The sequence below is a fragment of the Kordia sp. E genome (assembly GCF_056033805.1).
Map to the genome: position 1 here is coordinate 2002630 of NZ_JBRASR010000002.1, position 14448 is coordinate 2017077.

Consider the following 14448-nt stretch of genomic DNA (forward strand, 5'->3'; position numbering starts at 1 on the left):
TATATGTTGAATACCATCTTTAAAAATATAAAAGGAGATAAAGCGCTTTGGGCAGTAGTTGCCTTGCTGGCGCTATTCTCGTTTTTACCTGTATACAGCGCAAGTAGTAACTTGGCGTATCTATACGGAGATGGTAACACATTGAAGTTTCTCATCAAGCATGCGTCACATTTATTCTTAGGTTTTGCAATCATCTATGGTGTGCATAAAATGCCATATCATTATTTTAAAGGATTGTCGATTATAATGATTCCAATTGTGCTAATCTTTCTAGTATATACACTAGCACAAGGAAATACAATTGGAGGTGCAAATGCAAGTCGTTGGATGCGAATTCCTTTTGTTGGAATACGATTTCAAACATCAACATTAGCGAGTGTTGTATTGATGATTTATGTAGCCAGATATTTATCAAGAATCAAAGACAAGGTAGTTACATTTAAAGAAACAATTTTACCATTATGGGTACCCGTTTTTTTAGTAGTTGGTTTAATATTGCCAGCTAACTTTTCTACATCAGGAATCATCTTTTCAATGGTAGTGATGCTATGTTTTTTAGGAGGTTATCCTTGGAAATACTTACTAGGAATTATTGGAGTTGGTTTATTGAGCTTGACGATGTTTATTCTAGCAGCAAAAGCATTTCCAAACGCTTTTCCAAATAGGGTTGATACATGGGTAAAAAGAATTGAAAATTTTAGTAGTGGCGAAAAATCAGAAGCAAACTATCAAATAGAACGTGCAAAAATTGCAATTGCAAGTGGTGGCGTTGTTGGAGTTGGAGCAGGGAAAAGTGTTATGAAAAACTTACTGCCACAAAGTTCTTCAGATTTTATATATGCAATCATTGTGGAAGAATATGGTCTAATTGGAGCTTTATCGTTGCTCTTTTTATACATGTTATTACTTTTTCGGATTGTGATTGTGGCGCACAAGGCAGATACCATATTTGGTAAATTACTAGCCATTGGTGTCGGATTGCCAATTGTATTTCAAGCATTAATAAACATGGCAGTTGCGGTAGAACTATTTCCGGTAACGGGACAAACGTTGCCTTTAATAAGTAGTGGAGGAACATCAATTTGGATGACGTGTTTGGCAATAGGAGTTGTGTTAAGTGTAAGTGCGAAACGCGAAGAAATACTAGAGCAAAAAGAAAAAGAAGAAAACCCATTAGCAATTCTAAGTGAAGCGCTCTAGGTAGAAATAGTCATGAGTATTGAGGTATTAGTATTGAGAAGAAAGTTGATAAGTTTAAAAGTTTATGTTTCTATATAACTTTTAAATCAACAAATAATAAAAGAGTGATCAAAACAACAAACATTGAGTAAGCAAAAACAATCATATAAAATCATACTATCCGGAGGTGGAACAGGAGGACATATTTATCCTGCGATTGCAATTGCGAACGAATTAAAAAAGCGTTACCCAGCATCTGAATTTCTATTTGTAGGTGCAGAAGACCGAATGGAAATGGAAAAAGTACCACAAGCAGGTTACAAAATAGAAGGTTTGTGGATTTCAGGATTGCAACGAAAATTAACGCTTAAAAATATGATGTTTCCTTTCAAACTAATAAGTAGTTTGTGGAAATCACGAAAAATAGTAAAAAAATTCAAACCAGATGTCGTAATCGGAACTGGTGGATTTGCAAGTGGTCCATTGCTAAAAGTTGCTTCGTGTAAAAAAGTACCTGCGGTAATTCAGGAACAAAATTCCTATGCCGGAATCACAAACAAGTTACTTGGAAAGCAAGTGCAAAAAATATGTGTTGCATATGATCATATGGAGCGATTCTTCCCGAAAGGGAAACTCATCAAAACAGGAAATCCTGTGCGACAAGATTTATTAGAAATAAAAAGTAAAAGAACAGAAGGGAAAACATTCTTTCAATTACAAGAAGGTGTAAAAACAATCTTAATTATTGGTGGAAGTTTAGGTGCAAGAAGAATCAATCAACTCATAGAAAAAGAACTTGATTTTTTCGCAGCACAAAATGTACAATTGATATGGCAATGCGGAAAGTTCTATTACGATGAATATAAAAAACACAATGAGTTGGCGCATGTACAAGTGCATCAATTTGTAAACAAAATGGACATGGCATATGCTGCGGCAGATGTGATCATTTCACGTGCAGGCGCAAGTTCAGTTTCGGAATTATGTATTGTGGGGAAACCAGTAATATTCATTCCATCGCCAAATGTTGCAGAAGATCATCAAACTAAAAATGCGTTGGCAATAACTGAAAAAAATGCAGGAATCTTAATTCGAGAAAAAGACTTAGATACGCAATTTGAAACAACATTTGAAGCATTAATACAATCAGAAAAAAAGCAAACTGATTTAGGAGAGAAAATAAAAGAATTGGCATTGCCAGACGCGACTGAGAGAATCGTAGACGAAGTAGAAAAATTATTGAATAAATAAAAAGTGAATTTAAAAAATATACATAACGTTTATTTTGTAGGCATTGGCGGAATCGGCATGTCTGCCTTGGCACGCTATTTTAAATTCAATAATAAAAATGTAGCGGGTTACGACAAAACCAAAACTGAAATTACGAACGGTTTGGAAGCGCTTGGAATTAAAGTTTCTACAAAAGATGCTGTAGCTGAAATTCCAGAAACGTATCTCAATAAAGAAAATACGATTATCATTTATACGCCAGCTGTTCCAAATTTGCATACGGAATTAACTTATTTCCGTGAAAACGATTTCAGCATATACAAAAGAGCGGAAGTACTTGGTTTAATTACAAAAGATACTTTCTGTCTTGGTGTAGCGGGAACACATGGGAAAACCACAACTTCTAGCATATTAGGGCATTTATTAGCAGAGTCAGAAGTTGATGTGACGGCTTTTTTAGGCGGAATTGCAGAAAACTATAATTCTAACCTAATTCTAAAAGGAAACGAAATTACGGTGGTAGAAGCAGATGAGTTTGATCGTTCGTTTTTACAGCTTTCGCCAGATATTGCTTGTATTACATCAACTGATGCAGATCATTTGGATATCTATGGTGAAAAAGAAGCATTGCTCGATTCGTTTATTGAATTTACAAAACGAATAAAACCTAACGGAAAACTATTTGTACAAGAAGATATTCAATTAGCTGGAATCAAATACGGATTCAAAGAAACATCAGACTATCATATAAAAAACATACGGATTAAAGATGGTGCGTATGTTTTTGACATTGTAACGCCTACAACAATTGTAGAAGATATACAATTTCATTTGCCCGGACGACACAACTTGTTAAACGGTCTAGTAGCTTTCGCGATGGCGGATACAATAGGAACCCCAACCGACCGCCTCGCTAAAGCTTTGAAAAGTTTCAAAGGTGTACAACGAAGATTTTCATATCAAATCAAAACGGATAATTTTGCATTCATAGATGACTATGCGCATCATCCAACGGAAATAAATGCATTGCATCAGGCAGTTCGCGAAATGTATCCGGCTAAAAAAGTTACGGCAATATTTCAACCGCATCTATTTAGTAGAACGAAAGACTTTGCAGATGAATTTGCAGAAAGCTTAGCACAGTTTGATGAAATTATTCTCTTAGACATTTATCCTGCAAGGGAAAAGCCAATGGAAGGAATTACATCAAGTTGGTTACTGAGTAAAATAAATAACGATCAAAAACAATTAATCAAAAAAGAAAACTTGATTGATCATATTGCTAACATTAATACCGAAGTTTTACTAACGGTTGGTGCTGGTGATATAGGAGCAGAAGTAGAAAAAATAAAAAATATATTAACAGTTGAAACGAACATTAAGAAATTTAAAAATTAATTCATGATGAAAATATTTAAAATTCTTAATGAGAGAACGAAGTGGTTACACACGTTCTCAATTTTATAATTAATATTTAGTTTAAAATAATAAAATTTAAACGTGTGAAAATTAATTGGAACCTCATAAAAGGAATTGCAATCGTTGCAGTATTGATATTTTTGTATGCTTTTTCGGCGAACAGAAACGCAACGCGTGTGGTTGGAAATCCAGTCATAAAATTCTTGGATGGAGAGCAATATTTCATCACACGTTCGATGGTTAATAAATTGTTAATACAAAATAGCGATAGTGTTACGAACATAAGAAAAGATCAGTTAGATTTGGATGTTCTAGAAGAACGTTTACGAACGAACGAAATGATTCAAGATGCAGAAGTGTATCTATCTGTAAATGGGACTCTTGGTGCAAAAATAAAACAGCGAACACCAATTGCGCGTATCGCAAACAAAGACTCTTTTTATATAGATTCTGAAGGGAAGGCGATGCCTTTGTCTACAGTTTCTGCTGCTCGTGTTCCATTTGTGGAAGGAAAAGTGGATAAAAAAGCGTTAAAAAATGTATATACGTTAGCAAAATATATTGCTGAAGATGATTTTTTGAAAAAGAATATCATCACCATTGTGCAAAATGAAAATTTTACATTCAATCTAAAATTAAGAGCGAATGATTTCGTTGTGTTATTTGGGAAAATTGAAAACATAGAAAAGAAGGTGAGTAATTTGAAAGCGTTTTATAAAAAAGCTGTAAAGGATAAAACGTTGAATGATTATACGAAAGTTGATTTAAAATTTACCAATCAAGTAGTGTGCACCAAAAAATAAGTCATGGAAAACAATAACATCGCAGTAGGATTAGACATAGGAACCACGAAAATCGTGGCAATGATTGGGCGAAAAAATGAATACGGGAAGCTCGAAATTCTTGGATTAGGAAAATCTAAGAGTCTTGGGGTGCATCGTGGTGTCGTAAACAATATTACACAAACAATTCAATCCATACAGCAAGCAGTACAGGAAGCAGAAAGTGTGTCTGATTTGAAAATAACGGAAGTTGTTGTTGGAATTGCAGGACAGCATATTCGTAGCTTACAACATAGTGATTATATCACGCGTACCAATGCTGATGAAGTAATAGATGAAGAAGATATTGATTTACTAATCAATCAAGTATATAAGTTAGTAATGCTTCCTGGTGAAGAAATCATTCATGTGCTTCCGCAAGAATATAAAGTAGACGGTCAGGCCGAAATAAAAGAGCCAATCGGAATGTATGGTGGACGACTAGAAGCAAATTTTCATGTGGTTGTTGGACAAGTATCATCGATCAGAAATATAGGAAGATGTGTGAAAAGTTCAGGATTAGGCTTAGCCGGAATCACTTTAGAACCTTTAGCATCAGCGAATGCAGTACTAAGTCAAGAAGAAAAAGAAGCAGGAGTTGCTTTAATTGATATTGGAGGTGGAACAACAGATTTAGCCATTTTCAAAGATGGAATCATTCGCCATACGGCAGTAATTCCATTTGGAGGAAATGTCATCACAGAAGATATCAAAGAAGGTTGCTCTATCATAGAAAAGCAAGCAGAATTACTTAAAATGAAATTTGGATCTGCTTGGCCAGGAGAAAATAAAGACAATGAAATTGTGTCAATTCCTGGATTACGAGGAAGAGAACCAAAAGAGATTACATTAAAAAATCTCTCAAAAATCATTCATGCACGTGTTGTTGAAATCATAGAACAAGCGTACTTAGAAATTAAAAACTACGGACATGAAGAACAAAAGAAAAAACTAATTGCTGGAATAGTGCTTACAGGTGGTGGAAGTCAGTTGAATCACTTAAAACAATTAGTAGAATACATTACAGGAATGGATACCCGAATCGGTTATCCAAACGAACATTTGGCAGGAGATTCAGATGCAGAAATGGCAAGTCCATTATACGCAACAGCTGTCGGATTAGTAATGAATGCAGTAGAAAACCAATCAAAAGTCGTTGTTGAAGAGGAAGTTGTGGAACAACCTACAGAAACAATTTCAGGCGAAGAATCGTCTATCGAAAATAACGCAGAACATACCAATAACAGTGCTCCAATACAATCGGAACCAAAAAAAGAACGAAAATCGATCTTTGAAAAATGGGCCGATAAGTTGAAAGATTTTTTAGATAACGCAGAATAATAAAAAACAAGTTAAAGAATTATGAGTAGCAACACAGAATTCGGAAACATTTCATTTGATTTGCCAAAAAACCAATCAAATGTAATTAAAGTGATCGGTGTAGGCGGTGGCGGAAGTAATGCCATCAACCACATGTTCCAACAAGGAATAAAAGGAGTAGATTTTGTCATCTGTAATACAGATTCACAAGCTTTACAAAACAGTACAGTGCCTAATAAAATTCAATTAGGAGTTTCACTGACGGAAGGATTGGGCGCAGGCGCAAATCCAGAAGTTGGAGAAAAAGCGGCATTGGAAAGTATAGAAGACATTAGTACTATGCTAGATACCAATACAAAAATGGTATTCATCACGGCTGGAATGGGCGGAGGAACAGGAACTGGAGCAGCGCCAGTAATTGCAAAACTTGCCAAAGACAAAGACATATTAACAGTTGGTATTGTAACGATTCCTTTTAAGTTTGAAGGGAAAATGCGAAATACACAAGCGCGTATTGGAGTTGAAAAACTACGTTCGCATGTAGATTCGTTAATCGTGATCAATAATGACAAACTAAGAGAAGTATACGGAAACTTAGGTTTCAAAGCAGGATTCTCTAAAGCAGATGAAGTACTTTCTACTGCTTCTAGAGGAATTGCAGAAGTAATAACACATCACTATACTCAAAATATTGATTTACGTGATGCGAAAACAGTATTGTCTAACAGTGGAACAGCAATTATGGGATCTGCAAATGCTTCTGGTGCAAACCGAGCAAATGAAGCAATCATGAAAGCGCTAGATTCTCCATTGTTAAATGACAACAAAATTGAAGGAGCTAAAAACGTACTGTTGCTTATCGTTTCTGGTTCAGAAGAAATCACGATTGATGAAATCGGAGAAATCAACGATCATATTCAAACAGAAGCAGGCGGTGTAGCAAACATTATTATGGGTGTTGGAGAAGATGAAACCTTAGAAGATGCAATTTCGGTAACGATCATTGCAACAGGTTTTGATGTTGATCAACAAGATGAAATTGTAAATACGGAATCTAAAAAGGTGATTCACACGTTAGAAGATGACCAACCTGCGGTACAGAATTTAACAACAAAATCAACTTCTATAGTTACACCAAATATTCCTGCACAAAAGCCAGCTGAAGAAGTTGTACCTAAAAAAGTGGAAGTAGTTCGTCATACATTAGTAGATGATACAGCAATAGTAAACTTAATTCCTACTTCGGAAATTATTAAGAATATAAATGTTGTGTATGAAGAAGTAAAAGCGCCTCAAGCACAAATTGAACAAGAATTCATCATCACATCAATGACAGATGAAATCAGAGATATAGAAGTAAAAGATCCTGAGTTTGTAGTTGCAGAAACTATCGAAGAAGAGGAAGAAAATCAGATTGCTTTTACTTTTGATATGCCTTTGGCAAATCCGGTAGCGGAAACACCTGAAAAAGAAGAAAACATTGTTAAGTTTGAATTGACTTCTGAAGAGGTAAATGCTATTGAAGTGACAGATCACGTAGAAGTTATTCCTGTGACAGAAGTTCATGACAAAGGTGTCACTCGTTACAGTTTAGATGATTATATGGAGGAAGAAGCTGTTGCTGAAAAAAATATTCCTCAAGTTGCTGAAGATGGCATTGTTTTTGAGAAAAAAGTAGTAGCTTCGAATGAAGAAACATCAGAAGTAATTGATGAAGATCCATTCAATGCTACGATTGAAGAAAGCTTGAAAAATAGAGCTGACGAACGTAGAAAAAAATTAAAAGAATTTAACTATAAATTCAATAATAGTGTCTCACGTATTGAAGAAATTGAGAAACAACCAGCTTACAAAAGAGCAGGAGTTGAACTCAATGAAAACAAAGCTTCAGACACGGCTTCCCGAACCAGTTTAGGTACGGATAGTAATGATGATATGCAGCTAAGAAGTAATAATTCTTTTTTGCATGATAACGTTGACTAATTAGATTTAGTACTATTATATATGTTTTTTAGACCCGGGAATTGCTGTTCTATTTCCGGGTTTAATTTTTTATCTTCACAGCATTAAAACAAAGATATCATGGGATTACAACAAGATATAATGACGGCACTGAAAACGGCAATGAAAGCCAAAGATCAGACAGCTTTAACTGCATTACGCGCCGTAAAATCTGAAATATTATTAGCACAGACGCAAAGTGGTGCTAAAGAAGAATTATCGGAAGAAGAAGAAATTAAATTACTTCAAAAATTAGTAAAGCAACGTAAAGATAGCGCTGCAATATTTTTAGAACAAGATCGTAAAGATTTAGCTTTACCAGAAATAGACGAAGCAGAAGTGATTAGTCAGTTTTTACCAGAGCCATTATCTGAAGAAGAAATAGAAAAAGTTGTTGTCATGACAATTGATAATATTGGAGCTACAGGAATGAAAGACATGGGGAAAGTAATGGGAATCGTTTCTAAAGAATTAGCTGGACAAGCAGATGGAAAGACAATTTCTTCTATTGTAAAAGCAAAGCTTTTAAGCTAGTTATACATTCAAATAAAATCAAAATTTAAATAATACTGTTCCCACTTTCGTGGGAATTGAGGCTGCGTAGTTCAACTGGATAGAATATCAGATTTCGGCTCTGAGGGTTGGGGGTTCGAATCCCTTCGCGGTCACAAGAGCGGACGAATTAACATTATTGTTTTTTTGTCCGCTTTTTGTTTTCTTAAACTTTTGAAAATAGATGTATTAATTCAGATATTGAATTTGTTATAGTGGTTCGAACTACGTCTTTTTTTCGATCATACGTGATTCTGTCGGGGAACATGAGTTTTTGGAACTTTTGCTTTTCATTGTAACTTCCTAATCTCCATGTATTGTGTAAGTTATAAAGTAAATCAATCGAATTATCAATATAAGTTTCAAGGTTCGAACTATCTAAACTATTTTTTTGGATTTCTTTCTGAATTCCTTCTTTTTCTTCATTATACTTTTTCGCATATTTTTGATATAATTCACCATCATTTTTACCGATTACAAAGCGTTCTTCAATTTTATTGATATCTTCATCAATAGTTTTTAGATTGTACTTTAAACGTGCTGTATTATCCTCATTGGAGGTATTAAAGTATTCAAAAGTGTTCTTTAATTGTATCTTTAGTGGTGCAATGAGTTTTTTATCTATTTGATAAGTGCCTTTTTCTCTAATTCTTATTGTTCTTCGTGTGTCATGATTGTCTGAATAAGATTAATAATATTTTAAAATTCAGACAGAGTTTAATTTATAGTCTCTACACAACAAAAAAGCCATCTCAATTGAGATGACTTTTATAGTAATTAGTTGCCAAGGTTATCTAATCATCTACATATAAAGTAAACGAACTATTTATTCTTTGATTATTTTGATTGCCTTATGAGCTGTTTCAGTATATACTTTCACAAAGTAAACTCCACTTTGTAAATGACTCATTTTTATAGTTGTTAAATCATGATCTTTTGTTAAGATTAATTGTCCGTCTATATTAAAAACCTCTACTTTTATTAAGCCATTTATTTCATTAATATATAATTTATCTGTTGTAGGATTTGGGTAAACTGAAAAATCTACAAATTCTTCAGTTGGCGTACTTAACGTGGGAAATACATATGAAGTTGTTCCCGATAATCCTGAAGCATTAGCGTCTACTGTATTTGTGAATATCGCAGAGCCATCATCAATCATATCAGCTGACATAAAACTTTTTAAAGGAGTAACTGTCGTTGCTAAGGCAGAATCATTTGCTAAAATCATAATAGAATCTCCAGCATTCACATTACTGTCCTCGACAAGAATAGATACTATTGGAAAAGTAGTTCCGTTTGCAGGAGCAGGTAATGATACAGGACTTCCCAAGGTTTCGGTAATTAGATATCCATCAATGGATGATTGTCCAACGGCACTTCCGTCAAAAAAGGTTGCTCCAGCCCCGTTTCCTAAAGAAGATGTTATTGTAGCAGTGACTCCGTCGGGTAAAATGATAGTGAAGCCATAACTTTGTACAGAAGTAGCAAAGTTAGAAGTACTCGCATTTGGAACCGCGGCTATAGTATAATTGAAAAGACCATCGTCAATGAGTGTATATGTATATCCGTCTTGTGCTTTTAGGTGGCTAGAAAATAGACACAACATGACAATATATACTAGTTTTAAGTTTAAATGTTTCATGATACTTTTATTTTGTATTGTTTTTTATTTGATAACGATTTTTGCATTTATAAACTTCGATAGTGTTTCTTCCACTAATTGTTTGCAAGATATGATCGACATTGTTGTTTTAAAATAAGTGACAGCACGTAAATACTACGTACTGGCACGTATTAGTTGTTGGTGTTAGGTAATTGTTCTATAATTTGATACGTACTAAAGTTTAGGAAGTTTCCAGGATGCGTTAGTACGTTTTGTAAGATAAAAGGAGTATCTGGAGTTGGAACTCCAGTATACTGTATGCTTCCATCCATATTGATATCATGATTATCATAACCATTTACTATATGTGTAGAGAAGTCTAAGGTGTTTCCTGGGTCATTTAATACTTCTGATAGAATGTCTGATGAATCAGGGTTTGTACCTGAGTATTGTATAATGGCATCACCGTTTACATTTCCTGCCCACATTCCCAAAACTCCAGCTGGCATACCAAATGATGTTTGCGCATTTGTACCATAAGTAGGTACAGTGCCATTTGTGAAATCTATTTGAGTTACTGAAGTTTCGTTTATTGTAATGCTTGCAGCACTCATAATACTAAGATGATTACGATGTTTAACAACTATATGATACGGTCCTTTTTGAACTGTAGCTGTTAGTATAGTTAAGTCTGTAGATACAATAAAGCCATCTCTTTGTATCAAACAAGACTGACTGTGAATAATATTGGTAGCATCAGAGGGATCACGCAATTCAACAAGTACCCAATCAACAATAGCTTCTTCATCATCAGAAGAAAACACACTTGGATCACAGGTTGTAATTCCGTCATACGGACTTGTGATAGGAATTAAATTATTTGCTCTTAAATCATCACGCATTAAATGTAAAGTTCCTCCATTCGCATTTAAAGAAGCTCCTTGTAAGTATACTCTAGGTTGAAATTCCGGGCATGCTTTTCCGCCATCTGTAATACTCCATCCATAAGTATCAATTAACTCAAAACGTTCAAGTTCAGACTCACAATACTGATTACTACCCGCTCTAAAGGGAACACCATTAGGTATTTGGATCTCTCCTGCATTAGTGTCTAATGTTGCCCAGCCAATTAATGTATTGTCATAATTTTCTATAGATAAGAAATTACCACCAAACATATTAAATGCATTTGATAAACTAGAAACATCCCAGTTTCCTAAACTTTGATTAAATGCATATGCACGGGAAAACATTTCAGCCATATTTGAAACACTAGACACATCCCAATTTTCTAAATTTTGATTAAATGATGTCGCTTCATCAAACATTCGCCCCATTTCTATAACAGCAGATACATTCCAATTTCCAATATTTTGATTAAATGCTTTTGCTAAAGAAAACATACGTGTCATATCTGTAACACTAGATACTTCCCAATTACTAACATCTTGATTAAACAAAAATGCTGCATAAAAGGTTTCTTCCATATTAGTAACATTAGATACATCCCAGTTATTAAATGCTGGTGTACCTTGAAGCTCTAAACAGGCATAGAATATACCTTTCATTGAGGTTACATTAGATAAATTTGGTGTATCTATTGCTGTAACATCTAAATTTAGACAGCCATAAAAAGCATTTTCCATACTTGTCCAAGGGTTTGATCCCCATTGGGTCACTTCTTTAATTTTAAGGTGATTAGGGTCGTTAAAAACAGAGTCGAATTCTATTCTAGGGAAAGTACCCGAAATTTTAACCTCGTATTCACCTGCTGTTGTATAGGTATGTGTAGCATCTCCTGTAAAACCACTTTCTACGGTGCCATCACCCCAATCTACTGCATAATCGTATGTTTCTCCATTGTGCGTTGGAATTATAACACTTTCATTGTTTGTGGTTGTTTCCCATTTTGTTATAAAAGGGTTGCATATATTGAGTACATCATCTACAGTAATAGTAGCAACACAACTAGCTACTTCTCCAGAATAACTAACTGCATATAATGTTTCTAAAATTGATGAATCAATGGCGCAAGGGTCTGAAATATATTTTGAAAGGCTACCATTTATAGTGTTATTAATCTGTAATGTACCAGAAAAGAAATATCCAGGATGAAAGCCTAAAAGCGACATGTAATACACCTGTCCTGCATTTAATGTGTGAGTGTCAGTTCCGTGTGTTAGCGTACCATTTGCTAAATAAACGCCACCACCAACTCTACCTGGTCTTTCCCAAAGTCCTCCAGAGTTAGGAACAATTGGACGATCCCATACTACTATGTTTGAACCTGAGTCTCCAGATAAAGTAAATGTATATGATCCTGTGGAAGGTACCATAAATGCAAACTCTTGATAATGCCAAGGAGTATTTGTTGTTAATACATCTGTTGGATTATCGGCAGTAATATCTACGATAAATTCGTCACTTTCAATAAGTAATACATTAGCGGTACTTCCTCCATCTAGTTCACTAGGCGCTATTGTCATTTGTGTAGGTAAACTTAAATCAGTAATTTGTTTTGTAGGATTTAGGCAAACTGCTACTGGAGTTATATTTTCAAGTACATTTACAGTAAACGAGCATTCACCTACATTACCACTAGCATCTATACTTTGAAATGTATTTGTAGTTATACCTACCGGAAATACATTTCCAGAAGGCAATCCTGCGGTTTGTATTATAGCGTTTTGAGAAAGTTCAATCACAAAACGGCGTGCTCCACCAGTGTTTCTAACATCATTCCATTGTCCATCAGCGCCAATAACTGTGTAATCTTCATTGTTTGAATTATTAGGTTCGCCAGGCGCCCAATTTGTATAGGTAGATGATTCGCCACTGTGCCACAGAAAACTTCCTTCCTGACTAAGGTCATTATAGCCTATTAGGATTGGAAATGAAGTAGGTACAGCCGATCGAAGAAAATCGTTATGATTTTGATCTAACACCGTTGCCAAATGCCCGCCTAATGCTTCTGCAGCAGCAAATGCAAATTCTGGTATTTCTTGATAATTAGACAGAAAATACGTCTTTCCTTCCCAAGTTCCTATTAATGAAAATCCTGATGGTATTCCCATGGCACATTCTTCTGAAGCTACGGGATTGTCGTAATTTATAATAGCAGGAACACCTTCATCTGTATATACAGTAATATCTTCTGGGCAGGTTACTATGGGAGCTACGGTATCTTTTATCGTAACAATGGCTTCGCAAGTAGCTGTATTTCCAGCTTCATCTTCAACAGTTAAAATTACTGTATTTTCTCCTACATTAGAACAGTTAAATGAGTTCTGAGAAATTGTATAATTTGTAATTGTTGAATCCGCATCAAACGAACCATTATCAATGTCACTGGGTTGTATAGTTACCGTATTGTTTGTTCCTAAGTAACGGGTTATATTTTGACACAAAGTTACTGGAGGCGTTTCATCTAGATAATTAACGTCAAATTTTAGATCCCAATCGGCAATACTAACGCCTGATTGATCACTAGTTAAAAAATCGTTGTCTAAATTACCCCAAATGTAGCGTCCATCTGGGTATGGGTTATGCTCATTAACAGACCATATTAAATTTCTTTCATCTTCGGGTGGAAGCATGCCACGAACTTGAGTCATATACACGCCATATTCTACACCAGCTATTAGTTCTACTTGACCTGGCAAATCCATAGTATGCGTATTATTTTGACCTAAAACTGGAATTGTTTGACTCGCAGAAGCTAATAATGTTCTACCACCATGGTTATTTAAAGGATCTCTATATAATTTTACAGTTAGATATGCTGTACCTTCTATAGGAGCGTGAAGAAAATAAAAAGTTACACTTTCTACTTCACCTGTACATGTAGGAGTAAATGTACTTCCTACAGACGGATACACAGGTATTGTTGCATATCTTCTACCACCACCAGGCTGAGAAAAATCATCACATTGAGCGTTCAGGTTTATTGTACCAAAAAAGGAAACGAATACTACTATTAGAGTAACTAAAGGAGCTTTTGCTTTCATGACTATAAATGGAATTAGTTTTGAGGTAATTGCTCTTGTATTTGATATGTACTAAAGTTTAGGAAGTTTCCTGGGTGCGCCAATACATTTTGTAAGATGAAAGGCGTATCAGGATTGGTACCTGAGTATTGCGTAATTCCATCCATATTGATGTCATAATTTCTATATCCACCAACAGCAAATGGTAGTGTATATTCGAGATGTGTTAGCTTTTTGTAGTTGGGTTTTAAGGAGGTAGAAAATGAATATATGGTTAATATTGACTAGATCCATATTAACTAATGGAGAGTGATTGTAATTGTGTTGTGAAACT

Annotated in this window: 10 protein-coding genes and 1 tRNA gene; 8 read left to right on the forward strand and 3 right to left on the reverse strand. The window is 34.9% G+C overall.

Annotated elements, in window-relative coordinates:
• Nucleotides 1–6: 6 nt before the first annotated feature.
• The 8 genes from ACUUYC_RS12060 (at nt 7) to ACUUYC_RS12095 (ending at nt 8638) form a co-directional block, all read left to right on the forward strand.
• Entirely contained in the window at nt 7–1200 is a 1194-nt protein-coding gene (locus tag ACUUYC_RS12060; RefSeq protein WP_474266378.1) for an FtsW/RodA/SpoVE family cell cycle protein, read from the forward strand.
• A gap of 123 nt (nt 1201–1323) precedes the next feature.
• A complete protein-coding gene (murG, locus tag ACUUYC_RS12065) occupies nt 1324–2430 on the forward strand; it encodes an undecaprenyldiphospho-muramoylpentapeptide beta-N-acetylglucosaminyltransferase (protein WP_474266118.1) in 1107 nt (368 codons plus the stop codon).
• 3 nt (nt 2431–2433) lie between these two features.
• Nucleotides 2434–3807, forward strand: a complete 1374-nt coding sequence (murC, locus tag ACUUYC_RS12070; RefSeq protein ID WP_474266120.1) for a UDP-N-acetylmuramate--L-alanine ligase — start codon at nt 2434–2436, stop codon at nt 3805–3807.
• 104 nt (nt 3808–3911) lie between these two features.
• A complete protein-coding gene (locus ACUUYC_RS12075; protein WP_474266121.1) occupies nt 3912–4631 on the forward strand; it encodes a cell division protein FtsQ/DivIB in 720 nt (239 codons plus the stop codon).
• A gap of 3 nt (nt 4632–4634) precedes the next feature.
• On the forward strand, nt 4635–5990 hold the full coding sequence (gene ftsA / locus ACUUYC_RS12080; RefSeq protein WP_474266122.1) for a cell division protein FtsA: 1356 nt from the start codon (nt 4635–4637) through the stop codon (nt 5988–5990).
• A 21-nt stretch (nt 5991–6011) separates the two neighbouring features.
• Nucleotides 6012–7952 (forward strand): cell division protein FtsZ, encoded by a 1941-nt coding sequence (ftsZ, locus tag ACUUYC_RS12085; RefSeq protein ID WP_474266123.1) that lies wholly within the window; start codon nt 6012–6014, stop codon nt 7950–7952.
• A 99-nt stretch (nt 7953–8051) separates the two neighbouring features.
• Nucleotides 8052–8504: a GatB/YqeY domain-containing protein gene (locus ACUUYC_RS12090; RefSeq protein ID WP_474266125.1), complete on the forward strand. Its 453-nt coding sequence runs from the start codon at nt 8052–8054 to the stop codon at nt 8502–8504.
• 60 nt (nt 8505–8564) lie between these two features.
• Nucleotides 8565–8638 (forward strand) — tRNA-Arg (locus ACUUYC_RS12095).
• Between the two features lie 710 nt (nt 8639–9348).
• Here the strand turns inward: ACUUYC_RS12095 and ACUUYC_RS12100 are convergent.
• The 3 genes from ACUUYC_RS12100 to ACUUYC_RS12110 form a co-directional block, all read right to left on the reverse strand.
• The gene (locus tag ACUUYC_RS12100) at nt 9349–10167 is read right to left on the reverse strand and encodes a T9SS type A sorting domain-containing protein (RefSeq protein ID WP_474266126.1); all 819 of its coding nucleotides are present in this window, start codon (nt 10165–10167) and stop codon (nt 9349–9351) included.
• 152 nt (nt 10168–10319) lie between these two features.
• Complete coding sequence (locus tag ACUUYC_RS12105) at nt 10320–14135, reverse strand: BspA family leucine-rich repeat surface protein (RefSeq protein WP_474266128.1); 3816 nt, start codon at nt 14133–14135, stop codon at nt 10320–10322.
• A 14-nt stretch (nt 14136–14149) separates the two neighbouring features.
• Nucleotides 14150–14281: a hypothetical protein gene (locus ACUUYC_RS12110; protein ID WP_474266130.1), complete on the reverse strand. Its 132-nt coding sequence runs from the start codon at nt 14279–14281 to the stop codon at nt 14150–14152.
• Between the last annotated feature and the right edge of the window lie 167 nt (nt 14282–14448).

Excerpts from the sequence above, each read along its gene's own strand:
- ftsA (WP_474266122.1), top strand. The coding sequence starts at position 4,635 with ATGGAAAACAATAACATCGCAGTAGGATTAGACATAGGAACCACGAAA.
- ftsZ (WP_474266123.1), top strand. The coding sequence starts at position 6,012 with ATGAGTAGCAACACAGAATTCGGAAACATTTCATTTGATTTGCCAAAA.
- ACUUYC_RS12090 (WP_474266125.1), top strand. The coding sequence starts at position 8,052 with ATGGGATTACAACAAGATATAATGACGGCACTGAAAACGGCAATGAAA.
- ACUUYC_RS12100 (WP_474266126.1), bottom strand. The coding sequence starts at position 10,167 with ATGAAACATTTAAACTTAAAACTAGTATATATTGTCATGTTGTGTCTA.
- ACUUYC_RS12105 (WP_474266128.1), bottom strand. The coding sequence starts at position 14,135 with ATGAAAGCAAAAGCTCCTTTAGTTACTCTAATAGTAGTATTCGTTTCC.
- ACUUYC_RS12110 (WP_474266130.1), bottom strand. The coding sequence starts at position 14,281 with ATGGATGGAATTACGCAATACTCAGGTACCAATCCTGATACGCCTTTC.